Here is a 25,028-nt window from a genome sequence, read left to right as displayed (position 1 = left end):
GGCCGCGAGGCTATAGCCCGCGGTCGTCGAGCAGCTCCAGCAGGTACGCCGGCCGGTCGGTGATCACCGCCTTGACCCCGAGCTGCAGGCACAGGTCCAGCTCGGTGGGGGTGTTCACGGTCCACACGTGCATGTCGTGGCCCGCACTGGTGATCCGCGGGCCGAGCTTCTTGTGCTCGGTGAGCTCGTCGATCCCGGGGCCGACCAGCCAGTCCGGGCCGATCACCCGGCTGAGCATCGGCCACAGGTGCGCATGCTCCACCAGCTGGACCAGCGGTACGCCGGGCGCGCGCTTCTCGACCCGCTGCAGCGCCTTCCAGCTGAAGCTCATCACCCGGGCCGGCGACCCGGGGCGGTCCCAGCCGAAGTGGTGCAGCAGCTCGACCAGGCGGCGCTCGACGAGGCCGCCGTACCGGGTGGGGTGCTTGGTCTCGATCGCGACCTCGACCCGGCGGTCGTAGTCGGCGACCATCTCGAGCAGGGTGCGCAGGGTCAGCACGCGGTGCAGCCGGTCGTCGCGGTCGGGGGCCTCGTCGTCGAGGTCGCGCCAGGGGTTCTTCCAGGACGCGAAGTCGAGCTGGTCGAGCTCGGCGAGGTCCATCGTGGAGACGATCCCCTTGGTGGCGGCGGTCCGCCGGAGGTCGCGGTCGTGCACGCAGACCAGGTGCCCGTCGGCGGTGAGCCGGACGTCGCACTCCAGCCCGTCGGCGCCGTCGTCGAGCGCGGCGACGTAGGCACCGAGCGTGTGCTCGGGGTTGTCGTGGCTCGCGCCTCGGTGGGCGACGACTTGCGGCCGGTTCACCGGGCAGGCAGCTCGACGAGGTGCACGGTCCGATGATGTCAGGCCCGCGGTCAGCGGGCGCGGAGGAACTTCCCGAAGTGCGGGACGGTGAACGCGACGCTCCCCCGCTCCGCCGAGTACACGAGCCCCTTCTTGATCAGCCCGTCGCGGGCCGGCGAGAGCGACTGCGGCTTGCGGGACAGGTGCCGGGCGACGTCGGCGGTCGCCACTGCGGCGTCGCCGTGCTCGGCGCCCAGGTCCGCCATCGCGGACATGTAGTCGCGCTCGGCCGGCGTCGCGCGGTCGAAGCGGGCGCCGAAGAAGCCCACCGCGAGCTCGGCCTCGGCCTCGGGCGCGGCCATCCGGACGTCGGCGACGGTGATCAGCGACTCCAGCGCCACGTCCCAGGTGACCTTGCCGTAGGCCTGCACGAAGTACGGGTAGCCGTCGGTGAGCCGGTAGAGCTCGTCCAGCGCGGCCGGCTCGAACGCCACGCCCTCCTCGGCCGCCGGGCGGCGCCAGGCGCGGTCGGCCATCTCGCGCGGCAGCCGGTCCACGCTGACGTAGCGGAACAGCCGCTCGGCGTACGACTTGGACGCGGCCAGCGCGACCGGGAGGTGCGGGAGGCCCGCCCCGACGACGATCAGCGGCGCGCCCTGCTGGCTGATCTCGTGGCAGGCGCCGCAGAGCGCGGCGAGCTCGGGCAGCGGGATGTCCTGCATCTCGTCGACGAACAGCCCGACGCCGACGCCGAGGTCCTGGGCGAGGGCCGCGACGTCGGTGAACAGCTCGACCAGGTCGAGCTCGAGGTCGCCGGAGTCGGCCCGGCCCCGGCTGGCCGGTACGTCGACCGGCGGCGTCCACCTCGTGCCTCCCCTGGATGCAGCGCGGCGGTCCTCGAACGCGGTCTTCAAGGCGAAGCTCTTCAGCACGCCGGCGACGGCGTCGACGCGGTCGGGGTCGCGGTGCCGGTGCGCGACCTCCCGGACCGCGGCGTGCACCGCCTGCGCGATCGGGATCCGAATGCTCTGGTCGGGCCGGGCCTCGATCTTGCCGGTCCCCCACGCCCGGCGCACCGCCTGCCCGCGCAGCGCGTTGAGGAGCACGGTCTTGCCCACGCCGCGCAGCCCGCTGAGCACCATGCTGCGCTCGGGCCGCCCGTTCGCGACCCGCTCCAGCGTCACCTCGAACTGCTCGAGCTCGCGGTCGCGGCCGGCCAGCTCGGGCGGCCGCTGACCGGCCCCGGGGGCGTACGGGTTCCGGATCGGGTCCACATCAGGACGGTATCCGCGCGTCTAGCGGAATCCGTAGACAACGCGCCGACGGCGCATGTAACGCGGTGTCGGCACTGCTATGAACCCGCTGCAGCGGGTTCCTAGTCGCTCCAACCCCGCGTTACAAGCGCAGGGTCAGGCGGTCTCGGCGCTGCTCAGCCGGTCGCGGGCGGACTCGTAGGAGCGGACCAGGCCGGCGCGCAGCAGCTCGATCAGCGCGGGGACCTCGTCGATGGACAGCCGGAACGAGCCGGCGCAGACGTTGTCGCGCCACAGCGACAGCACCACCAGGCCGGACTCCTCGTGCCAGGACACCCGGAGCGCGCGGTCGTCGCCGCGGGCGTCGAGGAAGATCGACCCCTGCTGCGGGAACGGGCGGACGGCGGGCACCCCCTCATGATGCGCCGATCGGCGGAGCATGTCACCGGTTCTGCCGAGGAGCCCGCTGAACAAGACGGGCGAACGCGAGCGGCGTCCGGTGCGTGCGGTGGCAAGGCCGCCGAGGGAAGGCATGGCGAGCCACGTCGACCGAGGGGAACGCAGCCAACGCTCCACCGGTCGTCGCGCAGCCGCGCGGATTGTGCAGCGGGCTCCTAGACTCGCTGCGTGCCCGAGCTGCCCGAGGTGGAAGCGCTGGCCCTCGACCTGCGGGGCCGGCTGGACGGGCACGCCATCGCGAAGATCCACGTGGCGCAGTTCAGCGCGCTGAAGACCTTCGACCCGCCGCTGTCGGCGATGGAGGGCACGCTCGTCGACGACGTGAGCCGGCACGGCAAGTTCCTCGACATCGAGGCGTCCGGCGTCCACCTGGTGCTGCACCTGGCCCGCGCGGGCTGGGTGCGCTGGCGCGACGAGGTGCCCACGATCCCGCCGAAGCCCAGCCCCAAGTCGACGCTGGCGCTGCGCGTCGTCCTCGACGACGGAGCCGGCCTCGACGTCACCGAGGCGGGCACCCGCAAGAGCCTGGCGGCGTACGTCGTCCGCGACCCGGACGACGTGCCCGGCATCGCCAGCCTCGGGCCGGACCCGCTCACCGACGACTTCACCGTCGACCGCTTCCGCGAGATCCTCCAGCGGGAGGGCGGCAAGCAGCTCAAGGGCGTGCTCCGCCACCAGGGCACGATCGCCGGCATCGGCAACGCCTACTCCGACGAGATCCTGCATGCCGCGCGGATGTCGCCGTTCAAGCCCGCGGGCCACCTCACCGACGACGAGGTCCAGGTCCTGTACGACGCGCTGCGCAGCACGCTCGGCGCCGCGGTCGACCGGTCGCGGGGGCTGGCGGCCAGCGAGCTCAAGGGCGAGAAGAAGTCCCACCTCGCCGTGCACGGCCGCACCGGCCAGCCCTGCCCGGTGTGCGGCGACACCGTGCGCGAGGTGTCGTTCGCCGACTCCAGCCTCCAGTACTGCCCCACCTGCCAGACCGGCGGCAAGCCACTGGCCGACCGACGGATGAGCAGGCTCCTCAAATGATCCCCACCGTGACGATCGACGGCGTTCCCGACCCGATCCCCGAGGGCCTCGTCGTCCTCGACGTGCGCGAGCCCGTGGAGTGGCAGCACGGCCACATCGAGGGCGCGATCCACATGCCGATGGCGACCGTCCCGGTGCGGCACGCCGAGATCCCCGACGCCCAGGTGCTCGTCGTGTGCCGGGTCGGCGGCCGGTCCGCCCAGGCGGTGATGTGGCTGCAGCAGCAGGGCCACGAGGTCGTCAACCTCGACGGCGGGATGCTCGAGTGGGCGGCCGCGGGTCGCCCGATGGTCAGCGAGACCGGCCAGCCGCCTCAGGTGGTCTGACTCCTACGGACTCTGGGTCAGCTCGCTGAGCTCGGACATCATCGACTCCAGGTCCGACGGGTCCATGCTCGGCAGGTCCGACGGGTTGATGCTGGGCAGGCCGCTGGGCAGGTCGAGCGGGCAGTTCTTGGTCGTCCACTCGCTGAACGCCTCGCCGTCGGCCTGGTCGTCGGAGCTGAGGTCCTCGCCGAGGTGCTCCAGGTCCTGGAGGGTGGCGTTCTCGTCCAGCTTCTTCGCCTGGTCGACGAACAGCTCGAACCCGTGGCGGGCGTCGTCCGGCATGTCCGCGGGCGTGCCGACGTCCTCCATGTCCGCGGCCCACGTCTTCAGCGCGGCGATCATCCCCGAGGAGTCGCCGCCGGTCGTGGCCGCCGACATCACCGTGTCGAACAGCCCGTTGAAGGCCGTGCAGAAGTCGTCCAGCGAGGCGTCGTCCGGCGCCGAGCTCCCCGACCCGCCGCCGCTGCCCCCGCCGCACGCCGTCAGCGAGGCGACCAGGGCGAGGCTGGCCGCGGCGGCCGCCCGGCGGATGTTCCGTGCTGTCCTCATGGGTCCGTCTCCCGTCCGCAGTCCGTGGCCTCACCCTCCACCCCTGCGGGCCGGGAGTCCAGGGTCATCGGGCCCGGGACCCCCGGGCCACCGGCCCTCGGGCCGCAGCCGTCAGCCGAGCTCGGGGCACTCGTCGGACAGGTAGCTGTCGAACGCGCTGGCGTCCTTCTGCTCCTGCTCGCTGAGGGACTCCTCCAGCTTGCCGATGTCCTCGGCCGTCGCGTCGTCCGGCAGGCCGGCGATGGCGTCGAGGGTGACCTCGAGCCCGTGCCGGGCGTCGTCCGGGATGTCCGCGGGCGTGCCGGTCGCCCGCATGTGGTCGGCGGCGTCGTGCAGCGCCTGCACGGCCGTCGACGGGTCAGCGTTCGGGTCGAGCTTGCCGAGGTCCTCGGCGAGGCTCTTGAAGTTCCCGCAGAACTCCTCCTTCGACGCGCTGGTGGGCAGGCCGCCGCTGTCGGCGCCGTCGCCGCCGTCGCTGTCGCCACCGCCGCAGCCGGCGAGGCCGCCCAGGACGAGTACGAAGCCGGCGAGCGTGAGTGCAGTCCTCATGGGGCCACCCTGCCCTGTCCGGGCCGGTCGACGCGAACCAGGTCGGGTGCGGGCGCGGCGAGCGCGGCCGGGAGCCGGCGCAGGTACGCCGCACGCGGCACCTCGATCGCGCCGAGGGAGGCGAGGTGCGGGGTCACCCACTGCACGTCGAGGAGGCGGTCCAGGGCGTGCTCGTCCGACAGCCGCTCGACCAGCGCGACCAGCGCGGCCTTCGACGCGTCCCGCTCGGCGTGGAACATCGACTCCCCCGCGAACAGGCCGCCGATCGCGACGCCGTACAGCCCGCCGGCCAGGCGCCCGTCCCGCCACGCCTCGACCGAGTGCGCCCAGCCCAGCTCGTGCAGCCGCTGGTACGCCGCCGCGACCTCGCGGTCGATCCAGCCCGACGGCCGGGCCGGGTCCGCGCAGCGGGCGACGACCTCCGCGAACGCCGTGTCGACGCGGATCTCGAAGTCGCGCATCGAGCGCCGCAGCGACCGTGAGACCCGCAGGCCGTGCAGCGGGAGCACGCCCCGCTGCACGGGGCAGAACCAGTACATCGGGTCGCCGCGCGCGCCGGACGGCATCGGGAACAGCCCGCGCCGGTAGGCCTCCAGCAGCGTGCCGGGCTCCAGGTCCGCGCCGATCGCGACCAGGTCGTCGAGCTCGTCGTACGCCGACGGGTCGCCGAACGCCCAGCGCGACGGGGGCGGTTCGACCGGCATGGTCCCGACCGTAGCGCCGTACGATCGACGCATGAGCCAGCAGGTGGTGCGCTACGCACCCGGCCTCACCCACTCGTTCGTGGGCGAGGCGCTGCACCGCGCGATCGCCGGCGCCGGGCCGCTCAAGCCCGCGGCCGAGACCGCGGAGAAGCTCGGGTCGGTCCACGAGGTCGTCGAGACCCACGTGCGGTACGCCGGCGCGCAGGGCCTGCTCACCGGGCTCGGTGGCGTCCTCACGGCCGCCGTGACGATCCCGGCCAACCTCGCCGGCCTGGCGCTGGTGCAGGCGCGCATGGTCGCCGGCATCGCGCACCTGCGCGGCTACGACCTCGACGACCCGCGGGTCCGCAACGCGGTTCTCACCTGCATGCTCGGCCGCGAGGCGGTGGACCGGAAGATCGAGGAGCGCGCGCTCCCCGGCCCGCCGATGGCGATCGCGACCGCGCCCGTCCACGACCCCGACCTCGACCGGCTGCTGGCCACCGAGGTCGCCGCGGACCTGGTCCAGCGGGTCGGCGGCAAGCGGCTGGCGATCAGCATCGCCCGGCGTACGCCGGTGGTCGGCGGCGCCTTCGGGATGGGCGTGGACGGCTGGGCGACCTGGCGGGTCGGGACCTACGCCGCGCGCGAGCTGCGGCCGCGCAACCGCCGGTAGACCCGGAGCAGGCCGCGCCCGGTCGGCCCGGTCTGCAGCCGGCGGACCACCTTCTCCCGCCACCGGTACGTCGGCCGCAGGTAGGACCGCTCCAGCGCCCGCTGGGCCTCCTCGAGCTCGCGGCGCAGGCTCTCCTCGCTGCGCCGCAGCCGCGCGCCCTCCAGCAGCAGCGCCCTGATCGCGTCGACCGCGGCCGCGGACACCTGCTTCTCCGCCGGATGGTCCGGGTCGGCGTACCGCGCCACCGGCGGCGCGCCCTCGAGGTCGTGCAGGTCGCCGATCACGTCGTACCCGCGCCGCTCGATCTCCGCGACCCACGACCGGGTGGTCTCCGCGACCCACGGATGGGCGTCCGGCGGCAGCGCGAGCCGCGGGGAGCGGGTCCGCCGGGAGAGGGTCTGGTGGGCGAGCAGCTCCCGGACCAGCGGCCGGTAGTCGGCGGGCGCGAGCTCGCGGTTCGCGGCCCGGTTGATCCGCCGCACCAGCGCGGTCTCCGGCGCGCCCAGGGAGGGGTTGGACCGCTCGGCCTCGAGGTCGAGGTCGATGCCCTCGAGGCCCAGCGCGAGGCTGAACCGCTTCCACAGCAGCCGGCTCGAGCCGCCCGCCGGCGGGACCGTGACCAGGTGGATCCGCTCGGGCGGCAGGTCGTGGCCCCAGCGGTTGAGGATGTCCGGCAGCTCCTGCACGCCCCAGAACCAGGTGGCGATCCGGCTCTCCCGCTTCGGGTCCTGGATCTGGTCGAGGAACGCGCCGTAGGTCAGCGACGCGCGGTGCTTGACGTTCTCCTGCCACTCCGCGGGGATCTGGCGGACCAGGTCGCGCACCGAGAGCACGAGGTGCACCTCGGTGCCGGCGCCGTGGCCGAGCGACTCCAGCGCGCGCCCCGCCTGCGCCCGCGAGGCGGTCGCGAGGATCTCGTGGCTGATGATCGCGGTCCCGTGGTGGTGGCGGACCTTCTCGGCCAGCCGGTCCCAGGCGCCCACGGCCTCGGTCTCGAGGCCGCCCCACGGCAGCCGCATCAGGTCGAGGGCGGCGAGGAAGTGCGCGTCGAAGCGGTCGGCCGGGTAGAGGATGTCGTGGCTCGCGAGCGTGCGCCGGTTCCGGAACAGCACGTCCTGGAGGTACGACGTGCCGGTCTTCGGGGTGCCGACGTGCAGCAGGACCTTCTTGCTCACGATCTCCCCTCGAGCAGCAGGCGCATCGCCAGCGCCAGGACTCCGGCGTCCGACGGCTCCGGGACACCGGCCCGTGCGACCGGCAGCAGCCGGTCCGGGTCTCCGTGCACAGGGTAGCCAGCGCGGAGCAGCCCGTCGCGGACCCGCACGGCGCGGGCGTGCAGCCAGTCGGCGTGCTCGGGCGGGACGACGAGCGGCGGGCCCTCCTCCGCGACCAGGCGCGGCAGCAGGGTCTGGTGCACCAGCGCGCGCTTGCGGCCCGGCACGGCCAGCAGGCCCAGGACCTGGCCGACCCGGCGGGCCAGCTCGGTGGCGTCCGCCGAGAGCGGGTGCGGGCCGGGCAGCGGCCGGCGTACCCCGACCAGGCGCGGGACCGCAGCCGGGTCGAGCACGACGTGCACGCGCTCCGGACCGACCCGGTCGGTCCAGGCCCGGGCGGTGCGGAGCAGGTCGACGCGCCGCGGGAGCGCTCGGCCGCGGGTGCAGGCGGCCAGCCAGTCGCGCCAGGCGGGCGCGCCCTCGGCCAGGCTGCGCACGGTCCACGCGTCCGCGAGCATCGTGCCGACGTCGGTGCCGAGCACGAGGACGGTCGAGCCCCGCCCGCCCGGCGGGCGGCCCTGCGCGACCAGCGCCGCGCGCATCGGGTCGGCGAGCGCCGGGTCGCCGACCAGGCGGTACCTCGTCCGCCAGAGCCGCGGCCGCCGGTGGTGCCGGGCCTCGGGCAGCCCGGCCGCGACGACGTCCTCGGCGAGCACGTTCGCGGCCACCCGGAGCAGCTCGTCGTCGGGCAGTTCGGAGGGGTCCACGGGAGGTGGCCCGAACTCCAGCCGGTCCACGGCGCCCTCGAGCTCGAGGTCCGGCCGGCCCCGGCCCGGAGCGCTCGCCTCGAGCACGCTGGTGGCCAGGTCGTCACCCGGGTGGCCGGCCGCGTTGAGCCGGCGGAGCAGCTCGAGCTGCTGGGCGCCGGGGAGGACCCGGCCGCGGGGCTCGCCCTCCCCGGTCCAGTCGCGCCAGGCTGTCGTGCCGCCCGAGCGCAGGTGCGCGACCCAGCCCCAGGCGCGGCGGACGCCCGGAGTGTCCTCCACTACCTGTCCCTCAGCCGCTGGACGCCGGCCCGGACCCGCTGGGTGAGGTCCCGCTCGGGGTCGGGCCGGCGCGCGGCCTCCCGGGTCATCGCGGCGAGGGCGTCGAGCGCCGTGCCGAGCTGGCGCTTCGCGCGGACCCGGTCGGGGTCGCGCCAGCGCTCGCCGGGGGCGGGCGCCACGGGGCGGAGCTCCTCGATGTCGCCGACGACGTCGACCCCGCTGCCCTCGATCCACTCGATCCAGCGCTCGGTCTGCTCCTGCGCCCAGGGGTACCGCTCGGGCGGCAGGGTCACCGCGGCGGACTTCCGCTTGACCAGCTCGCCCTGGGCGAGCATGTCGCGGATCAGCTCGTCGTACGACGACTCGCGGCGGGCCTGCCGGTCCATCCGGCGGTTGAGCTGGCGGATCACCTGGGTCTCGGCGATGCCGAGCGACCGGTTGGAGCGGTCGCTGTCCAGCGGCGCCCAGGCCGGGTCGATGCCGAGTACCCCGCACATCCGCTCCCACAGGGCGTCGCCGGTCTGGTCGGCGCCGGACGGGGGGACGGTCACGACGTGCACGTGGTCCGGCGGCAGGCCGGCGCCCCAGGTGCCGAGCACGCGCGGCACGTCGAAGGCCCGGTAGAACCAGGTGCGGCCCTTCTCGAACCGGTCCAGGAACCGGCGGTAGCTCCAGCGCCGGCCCTGCTTGACGCTCTCCTGCCAGGCGGCGGGGATCTGCCGGCCGAGGTCGCGCGCGGTGTAGACGACGTGGATCTCGCTGCCGGCCAGGTCGCGCATCGCGCGCGCGACGTGGGCGGGCGTCGCGGGCGCGAGGATCTCGTGGCTGATCACGACGGTGCCGGAGCGCCGGCGGACGCGGCGGACCAGCGCCTCCCAGCTGCCGTCGGCGTGGCCGGGGGCGCCGCCCCAGTCCTGGCCGAGCAGGTCGAGCGCGCCGCGGAAGTGCGCGAGGCCGGGGCTGACCAGCGGCGAGGTGGTCGGGAAGTGCACGTCGTGGGCCGCGAGCGACCTGGCGTTCACCGAGAGCCTGTCCTGGAGGTACGTCGTGCCGGTCTTCGGCGCACCGATGTGCAGATAGACCCTCCGGCTCATGCGGTGGATTCTGCCAGCGCCCTCACCACGGCCGACGGGCTGGGGCGGCCGAGGTGCCCGGCCATCCACGCGCTGGTCGCGACGACCTGGCCGAGGTCCACGCCGTGCTCGATGCCGAGGCCGGTGAGCAGCCAGACCAGGTCCTCGGTCGCCAGGTTGCCGGTGGCGCTCTTCGCGTACGGGCAGCCGCCCAGGCCGCCGGCGCTGGCGTCGAACGTCGTGATGCCGGCGCGCAGCGCGGCGAGGGTGTTCGCGAGGGCCTGCCCGTAGGTGTCGTGGAAGTGCATCGCGAGCTGGTCGGTGCCCATCCCCGCGGCAGCGAACGCGTCGACGAGGGCGGTCACGTGGCCCGCCGTACCGACGCCGATGGTGTCGCCGAGGCTGAGCTGGCTGGCGCCGAGGTCGAAGAGCCGCTTGCCGACGCTCACGACCTGGTCGACGGGTACGCCGCCCTCCCACGGGTCGCCGAAGCACATCGAGACGTAGGCGCGGACGTCGAGCCCGGCGTCGCGGGCCCGGCGCACGGTCGGCTCGAACATCGCGAACTGCTCGTCCAGGCTGCGGTTGAGGTTCTTCTGCGCGAACGTCTCGGTGGCGGAGCCGAAGATCGCGATGTGCCGGCAGCCGAGCTCGAGCGCCCGGTCCAGGCCGCGCTCGTTGGGCACGAGCACCGGGCAGTCGCGTCCGGCCTCCCCCAGCAGCTCCATCAGCTCGGCGGCGTCGGCGAGCTGAGGGACCCACTTCGGGTGCACGAAGCTGGTCGCCTCGACGACCGGCAGGCCCGCGGCGAGCAGGCGCTGCACGAACTCCGACTTCACGCCGGTCGGCACCAGCGCCTTCTCGTTCTGCAGCCCGTCGCGCGGGCCGACCTCGTAGATCGTGACGCGCTCCGGCAGCCCGTCCTGGCGGACCACGGTCGGCAGGTCACTCATGGGGCTCCACCTCCAGCAGCGTGTGGCCGAGCGCGACCTGGGCGCCCGCGGCGGTGCTCAGGCCGGCGACGGTGCCGTCGAACGGCGCCTTCAACGACAGCTCCATCTTCATCGCCTCGAGCACGACCAGCACCTGGCCGGCCTCGACCCGCTCGCCGTCCGCGACCCGGACGTCGAGCACGGTGCCGGGCATCGGCGCGGTGACCGCGCCGTCGCCGAGGTCGACCGCGTGGTCGCCGAAGACGTCGGGACGGCGGAACACGAACCGCTGGCCTTCCAGCACCAGCTCGACGTGGTCGGTGCCGACGTCCGCGACCGGCCGGTCGTGCGGAGGCGGCCCGGTGAGCGTGACCGGCTCGTCCAGCTCGATCACGACCGGGGCCGGGTCGGCGGCCAGGCGGAACCCGTCGGAGTGGAAGGGGCCGTCGTCCTCGCGGCGGGCGAGGAAGACCTCCCAGGCGGCGGCCAGCCGCGCGGGCGCCGGGTCGGGGCGGGGGACCTCGTGGCGATCGAGCCAGGCGGTGTCGATGGCCGCGTCGCGGAACTCGTCGCTGGCGACCAGGGCCCGCAGGAAGCCGGTGTTGGTGGTGAGGCCGAGGATCGCGGTGTCGTCGAGGGCGTCGACCAACGCGGCGCGCGCCTCCTCGCGGGTGGCGCCGTGGGTGATCACCTTGCCGAGCATCGGGTCGTACGACGTGCTCACGACCTGGCCGCTCTCCAGCGCGTGGTCGACCCGGGCGGCCGACGGCCAGTGGACGCGCGTCGCCCGGCCGGCCTGGGGCAGGAAGCCGCCGAACGAGTCCTCGGCGTACACCCGGGCCTCGATGGCGTGGCCCGTGACGGAGACGTCGTCCTGGGCCAGCGGCAGCGGCTCGCCGGCCGCGACCAGGAGCTGCAGCTCGACCAGATCCAGACCGGTGATCAGCTCGGTGACCGGGTGCTCGACCTGCAGGCGGGTGTTCATCTCCAGGAAGTACGCCTCGCCGGTGGCGTCGTCGAGCAGGAACTCGACGGTGCCCGCGTTGCGGTAGCCGACCTGCTCGGCGAGCGCGACGGCGCTGGTGGTCACGAGCTCGCGGACCTCCGGGCTGATCGTCGGCGCGGGCGCCTCCTCCAGCACCTTCTGGTGCCGGCGCTGGGTGGAGCAGTCGCGCTCCCAGAGGTGCAGCACGTGACCGTGCGCGTCGGCCATGACCTGGACCTCGATGTGGCGGCCGCGCTCGACGTACTTCTCGATGAGGAGGGTGTCGTCGCCGAACGCGCTGCGCGCCTCGCGGGCGGCCGCGGCCTTGGCCTCCTCGAGGTCCGACTCCTCGCGGACGATGCGCATGCCCTTGCCGCCACCGCCGGCCGCGGCCTTCACCAGGACCGGGAACCCCGCCTCCTCGCCGCGCGGGACGACGGGCACGCCGGCGGCGACCGCGATCTCGCGGGCGTGGTCCTTGCGGGCCATCGCCTCCATCGCCTCGGGGGGCGGCCCGATCCAGGCCAGCCCGGCGTCGGCGACCGCGCGGGCGAAGCCGGGGTTCTCGGACAGGAAGCCGTAGCCCGGGTGCACGGCCCGGGCCCCGGCGGCCAGCGCCTGGGCGACCTGGGCCTCCGGGTCGAGGTAGTCGCCGGCGCTGAGGACGGCGCGGATCCCGAGCCGGTGGCAGGTGCGGGCGACGCGCGCGGCGATCTCGCCGCGGTTGGCGACGAAGACGGACTCGAACATCACGAGCTCCTTGATCCACTCACTGGGTTTCGACGCGCCCGTTTCGACCTCGTCCCTCGGTCGCAGGGCTTGCTCAACCTGGTCGCGCCCACGCGTCGCCCTCGTTCCTCGCGCGTCACTGCGCGCCTCACATCCTGAAGATTCCGTAGCGGGGCTCCGGCACCGGCGCGTTGGCGGCGGCCGCGAGGCCCATGCCGAGGACGCGCCGGGTGTCGGCGGGGTCGATGATCCCGTCGTCCCAGAGCCGCGCGGTGGAGTAGTACGGCGAGCCCTGGGTCTCGTACTGCTCCCGGATCGGGGCCTTGAACTCCTCGTCGTCGGGCTTGCCGGCGACGGTGGCGAGGACCGACGCGGCCTGCTCGCCACCCATCACCGAGATCCGGGCGTTGGGCCACATCCAGAGGAAGCGCGGGTCGTAGGCGCGGCCACACATGCCGTAGTTGCCGGCACCGAAGGAGCCGCCGATGACCACGGTGAACTTCGGGACGACCGAGCAGGCGACGGCGGTGACCAGCTTGGCGCCGTCCTTGGCGATGCCGCCGTTCTCGTACTCCCTGCCGACCATGAAGCCGCTGATGTTCTGCAGGAACACCAGCGGGATGCCGCGCTGGTTGCACAGCTCGATGAAGTGCGCGCCCTTGAGCGCGGACTCGCTGAACAGGATGCCGTTGTTGGCGACGATGCCGACCGCGTGGCCCCAGACGTGCGCGAAGCCGGTCACCAGCGTCTCGCCGTACAGCTTCTTGAACTCGTGGAAGCGGCTGCCGTCGACGATCCGGCGGATCACGTCGCGGACGTCGTACGGCGTGCGGGTGTCGGCGGGCACCACGTCGTACAGGGTGCTGGGGTCCTCGTGCGGCTCCTCGACCGGCGCCAGCCGGTACGGCGCGCCGGGGCCGCGCCGCTCGAGGGTGCCGACGATGCTGCGGACGATCGCGAGCGCGTGCGCGTCGTCCTCGGCGAGGTGGTCGACGACCCCGGAGGTGCGGGCGTGCACGTCGCCGCCGCCGAGCTCCTCGGCGGTGACGACCTCGCCGGTCGCGGCCTTCACCAGCGGCGGGCCGCCGAGGAAGATCGTGCCCTGGTTGCGCACGATCACGGTCTCGTCGGACATCGCGGGGACGTAGGCGCCGCCGGCGGTGCACGAGCCCATCACGCTGGCGATCTGCGGGATGCCCCGCGCGGACAGGTTGGCCTGGTTGAAGAAGATCCGCCCGAAGTGTTCGCGGTCGGGGAACACCTCGTCCTGCATCGGGAGGAACGCGCCGCCGGAGTCGACGAGGTACACGCACGGCAGGTGGTTGTCGGCCGCGACGGTCTGCGCGCGCAGGTGCTTCTTGACCGTCATCGGGTAGTAGGTGCCGCCCTTGACCGTCGCGTCGTTGGCGACCACTACGACCTCGCGCCCGCTGACCCGGCCGATGCCGGTGACGACGCCGGCGCTGGGCACGCTGTTGGGATCGTCGGGGCCGCCGTACATGTCGTACGCCGCCAGCGGGCTCAGCTCCAGGAACGGGCTGCCCGGGTCGAGCAGCCGGTCCACCCGGTCGCGCACCAGCAGCTTGCCGCGGTCGGTGTGCTTCTGCCGGGCGGCCTCGCTGCCGCCGCGCCGGGCGACCGCCAGCCGCTCCCGCAGCTCGTCCACCAGCTCCGTCATGTGGCTCACGGACCTAGGTTAGCGATCGTTAACCTAAGGGTCCAGCGGCTGCATGAATCCCCGGTCGACCGGGGAAACCTGCTGTTCTGCGCAGGCCGGCGCACCGTTGCCGTCACTGCCGGGACTTGTCGGGGAATCCCTGACGTTGTCGGCCGAAACTTCGGCCGACAAGTGACAGTTTCCCCGGTCGACCGGGGAAACCGCCGACCCAGCCTCAGCGGAACGCGCAGCCCTCCCGCAGCCCCAGCCGGCGGAAGATCACTGCAGCGGGACAGAAGCCGGTGACCGACGACTGCAGCAGGTTCAGGCCGGCGAAGGCGGCGAGCAGCAGCCACCACGGCGAGACGAGCGCGCTGAGCAGCACGCCGGCCAGCACGATCGTGCCGGCCAGCGCGAGCACCGCGCGGTCGAGGTTCACGACCGCCCCAGCAGGCGGGACAGGAGCCCGGTGGCCGGCTCGCCCTCGTGGCCGGCGCAGCGCTCGGCCTTCGGGACGCCGGCCAGGACCTGGTTGACGTGCAGGCCGCAGCCGGCCCAGGAGGCCTTGCCGCAGCGGCGGCAGGTGACGGGTCGACACATGGGGGTGATCCTTTCGGGGGGTGGGCTCAGCCGTGGCTGAAGTGGATGTCGGGCAGGACGCGGCGCAGCCAGCGCGGTGACCACCACGCGGCGCGCCCGGTGAGGCGGAGCAGCACGGGCAGCAGCACCAGCCGGACGAGGAACGCGTCGAGCAGGACGGCGACGCCGAGCACGATGCCCATCTCCTTGGGCGGCAGCGGCCCGGACAGGGAGAACGTGAAGAACACCGCGACCATGACGGCGGCCGCAGCGAAGATCACCCGGCCGGAGTGCGCGAGCGACCCGACCATGGCGTCGCGTGGGTCCCCGGAGCTCTCGTAGTGCTCCTTCGCGGAGGCCAGCAGGAACACCGTGTAGTCCATCGCGATCGCGAAGATCATCGCGAAGAAGAACACCGGCGCCCACGCGTCCAGGAAGCCCTGGTGCTCGAAGCCGAAGAACGACGAGCCCCAGCCCTCCTGGAAGACCAGCCGGGCGACACCGAACGCCGCCGCCGTGGACAGCAGGCTGGCCAGCGTCCCGAGCAGCGCGATCAGCGGCGCCTGCAGGGCGAGGAGCAGCAGCAGGAACCCGAGCCCGAGCACGACGCCCAGCACCATCGGGGTGGACTGGTCGAGCTGGGACTTGAGGTCGAGGTTCTCCACGGCCGCGCCGCCGACCAGCGCGGACGACGGCAGCTCGCCGCGCAGCCGGTCGACCGTCGCGGACAGCGCCGGGTCGGACGGGTCGACGGTCGGCACCGCCTGGATCAGCTCCAGACCGCTGCCGTCGGTCGCCGGCTGGGCCGGCAGCGCACCGGCGATGCCCTCGTCGGCCGCTAGGACCGCGGTCGCGGCCTTCGCCTGGTCGGCGTCGACGACGACCTGCAGCGTGCCGGGAGCACCGGGACCGAAGGAGCTCTGGACGAGGTCGTACCCGACGCGCGCGCTGGCGTCCTCGGGCAGCACCTTGATCGACGGCATCGCGGTCTTCAGCCCGAGGATCGGGGCGGCCAGGGCGAGCAGCACGACCAGCGCCCCCGCGCCGTACACCCACGGGTTGCGCCAGAGCCGCTCACCCCAGGCGGCGAACCTCGGGGACCGGTGCTCGCCGGTGTGCACCCACCTCAGGGCCAGCTTGTTGATCCGCAGGTCCAGCTTCGCCAGCACCAGCGGCAGCAGGGTCAGCGTGGCCGCCAGCACGAAGACGACCGCGAGCATGATGCCGCCGGCCATCGAGCGGAACGCCGGCGACGGGACCAGCAGCACCGCGGACAGCGCGACGAGGACCGTCGCCCCGGACAGCAGCACGGCCTTGCCCGCGGTGTCCATGGTCTCCGCGATCGCGTCGGCGACCGGTCGGTCGTGCCCCATCCGCGCGGCGCGGTAGCGGACGACGAGGAACAGGGCGTAGTCGATGCCGAGCGCGAGCGCGAACATCATCGCGAAGTTCATCGCCCAGATGGAGACCGGGACGAACTGGTTGATCAGGACCAGCGAGCCGGCGGAGGCCACGAGCCCGGCCAGGGTCAGCAGCAGCGGCAGGCCCGCCGCGACGAGCGCCCCGAAGGCCAGGACGAGGATCGCCAGCGTCACCGGCCAGGACAGCATCTCGGACTTCATCATCGCGTCGAGGTTGGCGCCGTTGAAGTCGGCCCAGAGCTGCGAGGCGCCGGTCGGGTGCACCTCGACCGACCCGGTGGAGAGATCCTGCAGCGGGCCGGTCAGGTCCTTGGCTGCCCGCACCATCTCGTCGGTCGAGCCGTCGGCGCCGGCGAGCAGCACGGCCGTGTGCCCGTCCTGGCTGAGGGTGGCGCCCGGCTGGGGCTGGACCACCTCGGCGATCCGCGGGTCCTGCTGGAGCAGCCTGGTGGCCTCGGCCAGCACCCGGGCGCCGGCGCCCTCGCTGACGTTCCCGGACGGGTCGTGGACGACGACCTGGATGGCGGAGCTGGCGTTGCCGCCGAAGTGCTCCTGCGCGAGGTCGCGGGTGGCGACGGACTCCGAGCCCTGGGCCTGCCAGCCGGCGCCGGACAGCTCGGCCTCGACGCGCGGGGCGAAGATGCCGAGGCCGATCACCACGAGCAGCCAGACCACGGTGGTGGCCCGGCCGTGCCGGACGACGGCGAGCCCGAGGCGGCCCAGCGGGCCCGGCCGCTGCTGGGGGGTCAGCGCGGGCGGGCTGCCGGCGCGGTGTGCGGTGGAGGTCATGACATTCCTTCGTGCGGTGGGCGGGACATCAGGTGAGTGCGGCCGCGGCCGTGCCGACGGCGACGACGACCACCAGGCCGGTGAAGGCCTGGCCGAGACGGTGGGTGCCGATCCGGGTGGCGACCCGGGTGCCGAGGAGGGAGCCGACGGCGGAGGCCGCCGTCAGCAGGAGCACCAGGCCCCAGTCGGGGTGGACGCCGGACCCGGCGCGGACGCCGAGCGCCACGGCGGTGGTGACGGCGATGACGACCAGCGAGGTCGCCGCCGCCTGCCGCAGGGGCAGGCCGAGCACCAGGACCAGGGCCGGTACGACGAGGAACCCGCCGCCCACGCCCAGGAAGCCGGTGAGCAGCCCGACCGCCGTCGCGGTCACGGCGATCCGGAGGGCCTGCGGGCACGCGCAGCGGAACGGGCGGAACGCGACCACGGGCTCGAGGACGCCGGCCGGGTCGCCGCCGTCGCGACGGCGAGCCTGCCGGACCGCCATCAGCGTGGCGACCACGAGCATGAGGACGCTGAACGCACCGAGCAGCACCTGGTCGGGCACCCGGGCGGACGCGTGCGCGCCGACCACCGCGCCCCCGACCGCGACCGCCGCGAAGCCGAGGCCGCGGGACACCAGGACGGTGCCCTGTCGCCGGGCCGCGAGCAGGCCCGTCAGCGCGCTCACGCCGACCACGACCAGTGATCCGGTCGTCGCCTGCTGGGCGGTCTGGTCGAGCCCGAACACCAGCACCGGGACGGCGAGGATCGACCCGCCGCCGCCGAGGGCACCGAGGCTCAGCCCGATCAGGGCGCCCGCGAGCAGCGCCACCACCATGTGCACGCAGTCCCCCGTCAGGCGGCCGTGACCAGGCCCAGGCCGGCCGTGGCAGCGCGCTCGAACTCGTCGTCGACGGCCACGACGCGGTGCCCGCGGGCCGCCAGCAGCGACGCCACGATCGAGGCGCGGTAGCCGGCGGCACAATGCACCCAGATCTCGCCGCCGGGCACCTCGTCGAGCCGGTCGAGCACCTCGTGCACCGGGATCCCGAGAGAACCCTCGATCGCCCGCTCGGCGCGCTCCTGCTCGCGGCGCACGTCGAGCACGACGACGTGCCGGTGGTGCCGGACCTGCGCCAGGTCGGCGAAGGTGGCCGTGGGGAAGCTGCCGAGAGGCCCGTGCGTCCAGTCCTCCGGGTGGCCGGTCGCGTGCGCGGCGGGTCGGTCGATGCCGATGCGGACCAGCTCGCGCTGCGCCCAGGCCACGTCTTGCGGCGTCGCGCCCAGCAGGGTCAGCGGGGTGCCCCACGGGACCAGCCAGCCGACGTACGTCGCGAACTGCTCCTCGGCGCCGATGTTGAAGGAGCCCGGCGCGTGGCCGGCGGCGAACGCGGTGCGGTGCCGCAGGTCCACGACCCACTCGCCCGCGTCGATGCGGCGCCGGATCTCGTGGGCGTCGGCCGGCTCCGGGGTGCTGAGGTCGGGCTCGCCCGGGCCGGCGGCGTTCCCCGGCCCCATGTGCGCGTAGTACGCCGGCCAGGCGTCGAGACCGGCCAGCAGCTCGCGGACGTAGGTCTCCTCGTCCTGGGTCAGCACCGGGTTCGTCCGGAGCTCGTCACCGATCGTCGAGGCCACGGCCTCGGACTGGGTCGCCGAGCAGAACGACCCGAAGCCGTGGGTGGGGAACAGCTCGGCGTCCTCCGGCAGCAGGGCCGCCAGCCGGTGCGCCGAGGCGTGCTGGTGGCGCACCAGGGCGCCGGTGCTCTCGGGGCCGAGCAGGTCGGGGCGGCCCGTGGCGCCGTACAGCAGCGAGCCGCCGGTGAAGACCGCGACCCACCGGCCGGTGGCGGCGTCGGTGAGGGCGTAGCTGAGGTGGGTGAACGTGTGGCCCGGCGTGGCCAGCACGGCCAGCCGCATGCGCGGCCCCACCTCGACGGTGTCGCCGTCGGAGATCGGATGCCGCTGGTAGGCGACCCGGTCGGCGGCGTTCACGTGGTACGTCGCGCCGGTGCGGGCGGCCAGCGCGAGGCCGCCGGTCAGGTAGTCGTTGTGGAGGTGGGTCTCGAAGACGTCGCTGAGCCGCACGCCGTGCTCGTCGAGCAGGTCGAGGACGCGGTCGATGTCGCGCTGGGGGTCGACGACGAACGCGACCTCCCCGTCGTGGACGAGGTAGCTGCGGTCACCGAGGGACGGCGTGTCGATCGGCACCACCTCGAGGTCGTGGCTCATCGGCAGGTCTCTCCTCGTGCTCGGGAATACCCCGGGGGGTATCTCGGTTGCCGACCATAACACCCCGGGGGGTATCGTCAAACCCGGGAACCGACACCGCAGAGGAGACCCCGTGAGCACCACGACCCTGACCAAGGACAACTTCGAGCAGACCGTCACGACCGACGGGATCGTCCTGGTCGACTTCTGGGCGTCCTGGTGCGGCCCGTGCCGCCAGTTCGGCCCGATCTTCGAGGCCGCGTCCGAGACCCACGAGGACGTCACCTTCGGCAAGGTCGACACCGAGGCCGAGCGCGAGCTGGCCGCGGCCGCCCAGATCACCTCGATCCCGACGCTGATGGCCTTCCGCGACGGCATCCTCGTCTTCGCGCAGCCCGGCGCACTTCCCGCGCCCGCGCTCGAGCAGGTCATCACCGCCGTCAAGGACCTCGACATGGACGACGTCCGCGCGCAGCTCGCCGCGCAGGAGCAGGACGGCCAGGCCTGATGCCCGGCTACACGCTGTCCGCGACGCTCGACCGGCCGTACGACGCGGCCGTCGCCGACGTCCGGGCCGCGCTGGCCGACCAGGGCTTCGGCGTCCTCACCGAGATCGACATCCGGGCGACCCTGGCCGCCAAGCTCGGTGTCGAGGTCGCGCCCCAGGTGATCCTCGGCGCGTGCCGGCCGCCGCTGGCGCACCGGGCGCTCGAGATCGACCCGTCGGTCGCCACCATGCTGCCGTGCAACGTCGTCGTCCGCGCCCTCGACGACGACACCACCGTGGTCGAGGCGTTCGACCCCGGCGCGATGACCGCGCTCGCCGGCGAGGAGCTCGCTCCGGTCGCCGAGGAGGCGCGCACCCTGCTGACCGCGGCGCTGGCCGCCCTGACCGAGGACCGGTGACCATGGAGCTCGACCCCCAGGAGATGACGTCGGTCATCAACCGCATCAAGCGGGCCCGCGGCCAGCTCGACGGCGTGCTGCGCATGCTCGAGGAGGGCCGCGAGTGCGAGGACGTCGTCACCCAGCTCGCGGCGGTGTCGAAGGCGCTCGACCGGGCCGGGTTCGCGATCGTCGCCACCGGGCTGCAGCAGTGCCTGAAGACCGAGGGCGGCGCGGCCGGCATGGACGTGAAGAAGATGGAGAAGCTCTTCCTCTCCCTCGCCTGAGGTTAGCGGCCGCTAACCTGGGTCCGTGAGCCGTCCCACCGACCGACGGAGCCAGATCCTCGCGACCGCGGCCGAGCTGTTCGCCAGCCGCGGGTTCCACGGCGTCTCGGTCGCCGACCTCGGCGCGGCCTGCGGGATCTCGGGGCCGGCGCTCTACAAGCACTTCCCGTCGAAGCAGGCGATGCTCGCCGAGATGCTGGTCTCGATCAGCGAGGAGCTGCTCCGCGTCGGCCGCGACCGGGTGGCCGCCGCCGGCGGGCCGGCCGCCGCGGTCGAGGCGCTCGTCGACTGGCACGTGGACTTCGCGCTGCGGCACCGGCCACTGATCGTCGTCCAGGACCGGGACTGGGAGTCGCTGCCGGCCGAGGCCCGCGAGCGGGTCCGCCGGCTCCAGCGCGAGTACGTCGACCTGTGGGCCGACCAGCTCCGGCTGGCCGACCCGGGCCTCGACCGGCCGACCGCCCGGGCGATGGCGCACGCGGCGTTCGGCCTGATCAACTCCACCCCGCACAGCGGGCTGCTGCCCGACGAGCAGATGCGCGGCGTGCTCACCCGGATGGCGCTGGGGGCTCTGGGTCGCCGGCGGCGTCCGTGAGCAGCCGGGCGGCGTAGAGCGCGGCCTCGACCGCGGCGTCCAGGTCCGGGTCCTGCTCCGCCGGCTCGGTCCGCGCGTGCAGCCGGGCGAGCAGCTCGTCGCGCGGCAGCCCGCGCAGCTGGAGCAGCACGAACGGGTCCGCCTCGACCAGCCAGGCCAGCTGCTGGAGCACCGCGAGCGCGTGCACGCACGGGTCGGCCCAGTGGTCGCAGGTGCAGCTCGAGCCGAGCTCGCCGCCGTACGGGAGCAGCTCGACGCCGGCCTCCTCGGCGTGCTCGACCAGCGTGTGCGGCAGGTCGCCCGCGAGCAGCGCCGCCACCCGGCCGGCCTCGGCCGCCACGGTCTCGACGAGCGCGTCGACGTCGCGCGGGTCGAGCACCGGGATCGACCCCTCGACGGTCCAGACGCCCCGGGCGTCCTCGACGGCGGCGACGTACCGCCCCGGCTCGGTGGAGATCTGGCCGACGTTCCCGTTGCGGGCCAACGTGCGGGCGGCGCGCAGGTCGCCCTCGGCGTACGCCGCCTCCTCGACCGCCCGCACCCACGCCTTGCCCCACCACGTGGCGGCCCGGGCGGTCGACCGCCGCGGGGCCACCCGCGGGTGCAGGACCGAGGCCATCAGTCGTCCCGGTCGGTGGCCCGGTAGGTGACCAGGTCGCGCAGCTCGTCGTTCGAGAGCTCGGTGAGCGCCGCCTCGCCGCGGCCGAGCACGGCGTCGGCCAGCGCGCGCTTGCGGTCGAGCAGCGCGGCGACCCGCTCCTCGATCGTGCCCTGGGTGACCATCCGGTGCACCTGCACCGGCCGCGTCTGCCCGATCCGGTACGCGCGGTCGGTGGCCTGCTCCTCGACGGCCGGGTTCCACCAGCGGTCGACGTGCACGACGTGGTCGGCGCGGGTCAGGTTGAGGCCGGTGCCGCCGGCCTTGAGCGACAGCAGGAAGACCGGCACCTCGCCGGCCTGGAACCGCTCGACCATCGCCTCGCGCTCGCGCACCGGGGTGCCGCCGTGCAGCAGCTGGTGGGGTACGCCGGCGCGGGCCAGGTGTCCCTCGAGCAGCCGGGCCATCGCGACGTACTGGGTGAAGACGAGCACCGCGCCGTCCTCGGCGAGCACGGTGCCGACCAGCTCGTCGAGCAGGTCGACCTTCTCGCTCCGCCCCGAGAGCCTCGCCCCGGACCGCTTGAGGAAGTGGTCGGGGTGGTTGCAGATCTGCTTGAGGCCGGTGAGGAGCATCAGCACCAGGCCGCGGCGGCTGTCCTCGTCGGCGCGCTCGATGCGGGCCATGGTGTCGCGCACGAACGACTCGTAGAGCACGACCTGCTCGCGGGTCAGCCGCAGCGGGTGGTCGGTCTCGGTCTTGGCGGGCAGCTCGGGCGCGATGCCCGGGTCGGACTTGCGGCGGCGCAGCAGGAACGGGCTGATCAGGTCGGCGAACTGCCGCGCCTTGCCCGGCTCGTTGCCGGACTCGATCGGCGCGGCCCACGCCTTGCGGAAGGCGTTGCGGCTACCGAGCAGGCCGGGCGTGGTCCAGTCGAGGATCGCCCACAGCTCGGTGAGGTCGTTCTCGACGGGCGTGCCCGTGAGCGCGACGCGGGCGTTGCTCCGCAGGTCGCGCAGCGCGCGGGCGGTGGCGGTGCGCGGGTTCTTCACGTGCTGCGCCTCGTCGGCGACGACCAGGTCCCAGGGGCGCTGCGCGAGCGTCCCGGCGTCCCGGCGCATGGTGCCGTACGTCGTCAGCACGAACCCGTTCCCGGCCGCGGCCAGGTCGCGGGAGGTGCCGTGGAACCGGACCACGGGGACGCCGGGCGCGAAGCGGCGTACCTCCGCCTCCCAGTTGCCGAGCAGGCTGGCCGGGCAGACGACGAGGGTGGGGCCGCCCCCGATGTGCTCAGCGCGGTGCAGGTGCAGGGCGATCAGGGTCACGGTCTTGCCGAGGCCCATGTCGTCGGCCAGGCAGGCGCCGAGGCCGAGCTCGGTCATCTCGGCGAGCCAGGTGAGGCCGTGCCGCTGGTAGTCGCGCAGCGGCGCGGCCAGCGTGGCGGGCGGCTCGATCGGCTCGCGGGTGGCGGCGGTCAGCACCCGCTCGCGGACCTTCAGGAGGCTCGCGCCGACGATCACCTGCTCCTCGACGTCCGCCACCTGCACGGTGCCGGTGAGCGCGGCGGCGACCGCCTCGGCGGGCCGGACCGTGCGGACCAGGCGCTTCTTCGCCTTCTTCGCCACCGCCGGGTCGACGACGGTCCAGCTGCCGCGCAGCCGCAGCAGCGGGCTCGCGGCGTTCGCGAGCCGGTCCATCTCCTCGGGGGTGAGCGGCTCACCGTGCAGCGCGACCTGCCAGTTGAAGGCGAACAGGGCGTCGGTGCCGAGGGTGGGCTCGTTCAGCGGCTCGCTGCGCTGTTCTCCGGGCGGCCCCGGCGCCGCGCGGTCGAGCACGGTCGTGACCGTGAGGTCGCGGCCGAGGCTCTTCGGCCAGAGCACGTCGACGCCGGCGGCCCGGAGCGCGCCGACGCCGTCGTCGAGGAGGCTGACCAGCTCGTCGGTGTCGAGGGTGATCCCGTCGGGGACGCGCAGCTCGAGCAGCCGGTCCAGCACCGGCCAGGCGTCGGCGGCGGCCCGCAGCGCGATCGTGGCGTGGGTGCGCGCCCGGTCGCCGAACCCGTGCTCCTCGGGCGTCCCGGTCCACAGCAGCGCGAGGTCGCAGAGGTGGAGCGGGTTCTGCTCGTCGTGTGCCTGCGGCACCAGCCGGACGGCGCCCGCGACCAGCTCCTCCTCGTCGGCCTCGACCCGCAGCGAGAGGTTGACCAGCTGCGGCAGGTCGCGCGGGTCGAGCCGCTGGTGCCGGGCGAGCCGCGCCTGCAGCCGCTGCTCGAAGGTCGGCCTCTCGGGTCGGCGTACCACGGCCGCCGTCGTGGTAGGCGCGCCGCGCGGCATCGCGTCGGCGACCGCGTCGATGAGGTCACGGACGACCCGCTCGGTCTCCGCGTCCCCGGCCAGCATCGCGATCCGGTCCTCGTCGTCGGCATCGAGCCCGGCCGCTCGCCAGTGGTCGCCGGCCGGGGCGAACTTGCCGGCGGCGACGATCCGCATGCCGAGGAGGGCCGCGCCGGCCAGCAGGCCGACGGTCGGGTGCAGATCGTCCCGGGTGCGCGCCTTGGCCAGCACCGGCAGCGCCGCGCGGATCGGTAGCGCCACGGTCCGCCGGGGGTCGGTGAACTCGACGACGCCCTCCCGCGGGGGCTCGCCGGTCCGGAACGTCGCCGGGCCGGTCAGCGGGACGAAGGGCACGCCGTAGAAGTTAGCCCGGCGCGACGACAGTGATGCCGGCCACCGAGGTCCGGTCGAAGACCGGGAGCATCCGGGCCGCCTCCTCGAGGTCGATGGTGCGCTCGACGAGCCGGTGCGGCTGCAGGACGCCGCGCTCGATGAGCGCCAGCATCTCCGGGTAGTCCGCGGCCGCCATCCCGTGGCTGCCGAGCAGGTCGAGCTCCCAGGCGATCGCCCGCGCCATGGGGACCCGCGGGTGGCCGTCCACCGGCGGGAGCAGCCCGACCTGGACGTGCCGCCCCCGGCGCCGCAGGCTCAGGATCGCGTCGGCGCAGGTCTGCTCGCTGCCGACGGCGTCGACGGCCACGTGGCTGCCGCCGCCGGTCAGCTCGGCCACGACCGCGGGGACGTCGCTGCCGTCGGCCAGCACCGTGTGGTCGGCCCCGAGGTCCGCGGCCGCCCGGAGCGCCTCGAGGTTCCGGTCGACGGCGACGACGCGCGCCCCGAGCGCCTGCGCGATCATCAGCGCGCTCAGCCCGACGCCGCCCGCGCCGACCACGGTCACCCACTCGCCTTCCCGGACCCGCGCCCGGCCGACGAGGGCCCGGTACGCCGTCGCGAACCGGCACCCGAGAGCAGCCGCGGTCGCGGCGTCGACCTCCTCGGGCAGCGCCACGAGGTTGGTGTCGGCCGCGTGCAGCGCGACGTACTCGGCGAAGGAGCCCCAGTGCGTGAAGCCGGGCTGCTCCTGGTCGGGGCAGACCTGGGCGTCGCCGGCCCGGCACCACTCGCAGCGACCGCACCCGCACACGAACGGCACCGTCACCCGGTCTCCGGTCCGCCAGCGCTCGACGCCGGCACCGACCTCGACCACGACGCCCGCCAGCTCGTGGCCGGGGACGTGCGGGAACACGACGTCCTCGTCGTGCCCGGCCCAGGCGTGCCAGTCGCTGCGGCACATGCCGGTCGCCAGCACCCGGACGACGACCCCGCCGGCGGGCACGGTGGGCTCCGGCACCTCCCGCACCTCGGGCTGGGCTCGGACCGCATCGACGACGAGGGCGCGCACGC

At 74.2% G+C, this 25,028-nt stretch carries 27 protein-coding genes; 7 read left to right on the top strand and 20 right to left on the bottom strand.

The features are described from left to right. Positions 1-10 precede the first annotated feature (10 nt). The 3 genes from ABD086_RS01385 to ABD086_RS01375 all read right to left on the bottom strand — a co-directional run bounded on the left by ABD086_RS01385 (position 11) and on the right by ABD086_RS01375 (position 2,445). Entirely contained in the window at positions 11-802 is a 792-nt protein-coding gene (locus ABD086_RS01385) for a glycerophosphodiester phosphodiesterase (protein WP_343904950.1), read from the bottom strand. A gap of 50 nt (positions 803-852) precedes the next feature. After that, complete coding sequence (locus ABD086_RS01380) at positions 853-2,055, bottom strand: ATP-binding protein (RefSeq protein WP_343904948.1); 1,203 nt, start codon at positions 2,053-2,055, stop codon at positions 853-855. Positions 2,056-2,190: 135 nt separating this feature from the next. Continuing rightward, entirely contained in the window at positions 2,191-2,445 is a 255-nt protein-coding gene (locus ABD086_RS01375; protein ID WP_343904946.1) for a hypothetical protein, read from the bottom strand. Between the two features lie 216 nt (positions 2,446-2,661). Here ABD086_RS01375 and ABD086_RS01370 point away from each other — a divergent pair, with 216 nt between their 5' ends. Further along, complete coding sequence (locus ABD086_RS01370) at positions 2,662-3,528, top strand: Fpg/Nei family DNA glycosylase (protein ID WP_343904944.1); 867 nt, start codon at positions 2,662-2,664, stop codon at positions 3,526-3,528. Then, positions 3,525-3,854 carry a rhodanese-like domain-containing protein gene (locus ABD086_RS01365; protein WP_343904942.1) on the top strand — a complete coding sequence of 110 codons (330 nt, stop codon included), beginning with the start codon at positions 3,525-3,527 and terminating at the stop codon, positions 3,852-3,854. Before ABD086_RS01370 ends, ABD086_RS01365 begins: the two co-directional genes overlap by 4 nt. 3 nt (positions 3,855-3,857) lie before the next feature. Here the strand turns inward: ABD086_RS01365 and ABD086_RS01360 are convergent, their stop codons facing one another. The 3 genes from ABD086_RS01360 to aat all read right to left on the bottom strand — a co-directional run bounded on the left by ABD086_RS01360 (position 3,858) and on the right by aat (position 5,656). Beyond that, the gene (locus ABD086_RS01360; RefSeq protein WP_343904940.1) at positions 3,858-4,403 is read right to left on the bottom strand and encodes a hypothetical protein; all 546 of its coding nucleotides are present in this window, start codon (positions 4,401-4,403) and stop codon (positions 3,858-3,860) included. Positions 4,404-4,514: 111 nt separating this feature from the next. Next, positions 4,515-4,952 carry a hypothetical protein gene (locus tag ABD086_RS01355; RefSeq protein ID WP_343904938.1) on the bottom strand — a complete coding sequence of 146 codons (438 nt, stop codon included), beginning with the start codon at positions 4,950-4,952 and terminating at the stop codon, positions 4,515-4,517. Next, positions 4,949-5,656, bottom strand: a complete 708-nt coding sequence (aat, locus tag ABD086_RS01350; RefSeq protein ID WP_343904936.1) for a leucyl/phenylalanyl-tRNA--protein transferase — start codon at positions 5,654-5,656, stop codon at positions 4,949-4,951. Before aat ends, ABD086_RS01355 begins: the two co-directional genes overlap by 4 nt. A gap of 31 nt (positions 5,657-5,687) precedes the next feature. On the opposite strand from aat, the gene ABD086_RS01345 reads away from it, so the two are divergent. Then, positions 5,688-6,311, top strand: a complete 624-nt coding sequence (locus ABD086_RS01345) for an EcsC family protein (protein ID WP_343904934.1) — start codon at positions 5,688-5,690, stop codon at positions 6,309-6,311. Here ABD086_RS01345 and ABD086_RS01340 read toward each other — a convergent pair. The 11 genes from ABD086_RS01340 to ABD086_RS01290 form a co-directional block, all read right to left on the bottom strand. Continuing rightward, positions 6,272-7,486: a hypothetical protein gene (locus tag ABD086_RS01340; protein ID WP_343904932.1), complete on the bottom strand. Its 1,215-nt coding sequence runs from the start codon at positions 7,484-7,486 to the stop codon at positions 6,272-6,274. The two genes, ABD086_RS01345 and ABD086_RS01340, sit on opposite strands and share 40 nt — an antisense overlap. Then, a complete protein-coding gene (locus ABD086_RS01335) occupies positions 7,483-8,571 on the bottom strand; it encodes a hypothetical protein (protein ID WP_343904930.1) in 1,089 nt (362 codons plus the stop codon). Before ABD086_RS01335 ends, ABD086_RS01340 begins: the two co-directional genes overlap by 4 nt. Then, positions 8,571-9,665: a hypothetical protein gene (locus ABD086_RS01330; RefSeq protein ID WP_343904928.1), complete on the bottom strand. Its 1,095-nt coding sequence runs from the start codon at positions 9,663-9,665 to the stop codon at positions 8,571-8,573. Before ABD086_RS01330 ends, ABD086_RS01335 begins: the two co-directional genes overlap by 1 nt. Further along, entirely contained in the window at positions 9,662-10,597 is a 936-nt protein-coding gene (locus tag ABD086_RS01325) for a hydroxymethylglutaryl-CoA lyase (RefSeq protein ID WP_343904926.1), read from the bottom strand. Before ABD086_RS01325 ends, ABD086_RS01330 begins: the two co-directional genes overlap by 4 nt. Beyond that, complete coding sequence (locus ABD086_RS01320) at positions 10,590-12,311, bottom strand: acetyl/propionyl/methylcrotonyl-CoA carboxylase subunit alpha (RefSeq protein WP_343904924.1); 1,722 nt, start codon at positions 12,309-12,311, stop codon at positions 10,590-10,592. Before ABD086_RS01320 ends, ABD086_RS01325 begins: the two co-directional genes overlap by 8 nt. A 127-nt stretch (positions 12,312-12,438) precedes the next feature. Beyond that, a complete protein-coding gene (locus ABD086_RS01315; protein ID WP_343905310.1) occupies positions 12,439-13,968 on the bottom strand; it encodes a carboxyl transferase domain-containing protein in 1,530 nt (509 codons plus the stop codon). A gap of 214 nt (positions 13,969-14,182) precedes the next feature. Further along, on the bottom strand, positions 14,183-14,386 hold the full coding sequence (locus ABD086_RS01310; RefSeq protein ID WP_343904922.1) for a YgaP family membrane protein: 204 nt from the start codon (positions 14,384-14,386) through the stop codon (positions 14,183-14,185). After that, positions 14,383-14,547, bottom strand: coding sequence for a hypothetical protein (locus ABD086_RS01305; protein WP_343904920.1), 165 nt, complete (start codon positions 14,545-14,547; stop codon positions 14,383-14,385). The genes ABD086_RS01310 and ABD086_RS01305 overlap by 4 nt, the downstream gene beginning before the upstream one ends. Positions 14,548-14,573: 26 nt before the next feature. Next, on the bottom strand, positions 14,574-16,736 hold the full coding sequence (locus ABD086_RS01300; RefSeq protein ID WP_343904918.1) for an MMPL family transporter: 2,163 nt from the start codon (positions 16,734-16,736) through the stop codon (positions 14,574-14,576). A gap of 28 nt (positions 16,737-16,764) precedes the next feature. Next, positions 16,765-17,556, bottom strand: coding sequence for a TSUP family transporter (locus ABD086_RS01295; protein WP_343905308.1), 792 nt, complete (start codon positions 17,554-17,556; stop codon positions 16,765-16,767). 17 nt (positions 17,557-17,573) lie between these two features. Beyond that, positions 17,574-18,947: an MBL fold metallo-hydrolase gene (locus tag ABD086_RS01290; protein ID WP_343904916.1), complete on the bottom strand. Its 1,374-nt coding sequence runs from the start codon at positions 18,945-18,947 to the stop codon at positions 17,574-17,576. 112 nt (positions 18,948-19,059) lie between these two features. On the opposite strand from ABD086_RS01290, the gene trxA reads away from it, so the two are divergent. From trxA to ABD086_RS01270, 4 genes are read left to right on the top strand one after another with little or no spacing between them, the layout of a single operon-like run. Further along, positions 19,060-19,434 carry a thioredoxin gene (gene trxA / locus ABD086_RS01285; protein ID WP_343904915.1) on the top strand — a complete coding sequence of 125 codons (375 nt, stop codon included), beginning with the start codon at positions 19,060-19,062 and terminating at the stop codon, positions 19,432-19,434. Next, on the top strand, positions 19,434-19,832 hold the full coding sequence (locus ABD086_RS01280) for a DUF302 domain-containing protein (RefSeq protein WP_343904913.1): 399 nt from the start codon (positions 19,434-19,436) through the stop codon (positions 19,830-19,832). The genes trxA and ABD086_RS01280 overlap by 1 nt, the downstream gene beginning before the upstream one ends. A gap of 2 nt (positions 19,833-19,834) precedes the next feature. Further along, positions 19,835-20,098, top strand: a complete 264-nt coding sequence (locus tag ABD086_RS01275) for a metal-sensitive transcriptional regulator (RefSeq protein ID WP_343904911.1) — start codon at positions 19,835-19,837, stop codon at positions 20,096-20,098. Positions 20,099-20,123: 25 nt separating this feature from the next. Beyond that, a complete protein-coding gene (locus ABD086_RS01270; protein WP_343904909.1) occupies positions 20,124-20,693 on the top strand; it encodes an SACE_7040 family transcriptional regulator in 570 nt (189 codons plus the stop codon). On the opposite strand, the gene ABD086_RS01265 is transcribed toward ABD086_RS01270, so the two are convergent. The 3 genes from ABD086_RS01265 to ABD086_RS01255 are packed head-to-tail and all read right to left on the bottom strand — an operon-like array spanning position 20,647 to position 25,026. Then, the gene (locus ABD086_RS01265) at positions 20,647-21,312 is read right to left on the bottom strand and encodes an SWIM zinc finger family protein (protein ID WP_343904905.1); all 666 of its coding nucleotides are present in this window, start codon (positions 21,310-21,312) and stop codon (positions 20,647-20,649) included. The genes ABD086_RS01270 and ABD086_RS01265 overlap by 47 nt on opposite strands. Continuing rightward, a complete protein-coding gene (locus ABD086_RS01260; RefSeq protein WP_343904904.1) occupies positions 21,312-23,978 on the bottom strand; it encodes a DEAD/DEAH box helicase in 2,667 nt (888 codons plus the stop codon). The genes ABD086_RS01265 and ABD086_RS01260 overlap by 1 nt, the downstream gene beginning before the upstream one ends. A 10-nt stretch (positions 23,979-23,988) precedes the next feature. Beyond that, the gene (locus tag ABD086_RS01255) at positions 23,989-25,026 is read right to left on the bottom strand and encodes a zinc-binding dehydrogenase (RefSeq protein ID WP_343904903.1); all 1,038 of its coding nucleotides are present in this window, start codon (positions 25,024-25,026) and stop codon (positions 23,989-23,991) included. Between the last annotated feature and the right edge of the window lie 2 nt (positions 25,027-25,028).

The organism is Nocardioides aquiterrae (assembly GCF_039526625.1).
Lineage (GTDB): Bacteria > Actinomycetota > Actinomycetes > Propionibacteriales > Nocardioidaceae > Nocardioides > Nocardioides aquiterrae.
This window is presented reverse-complemented; position numbering and strand designations above follow the sequence as displayed.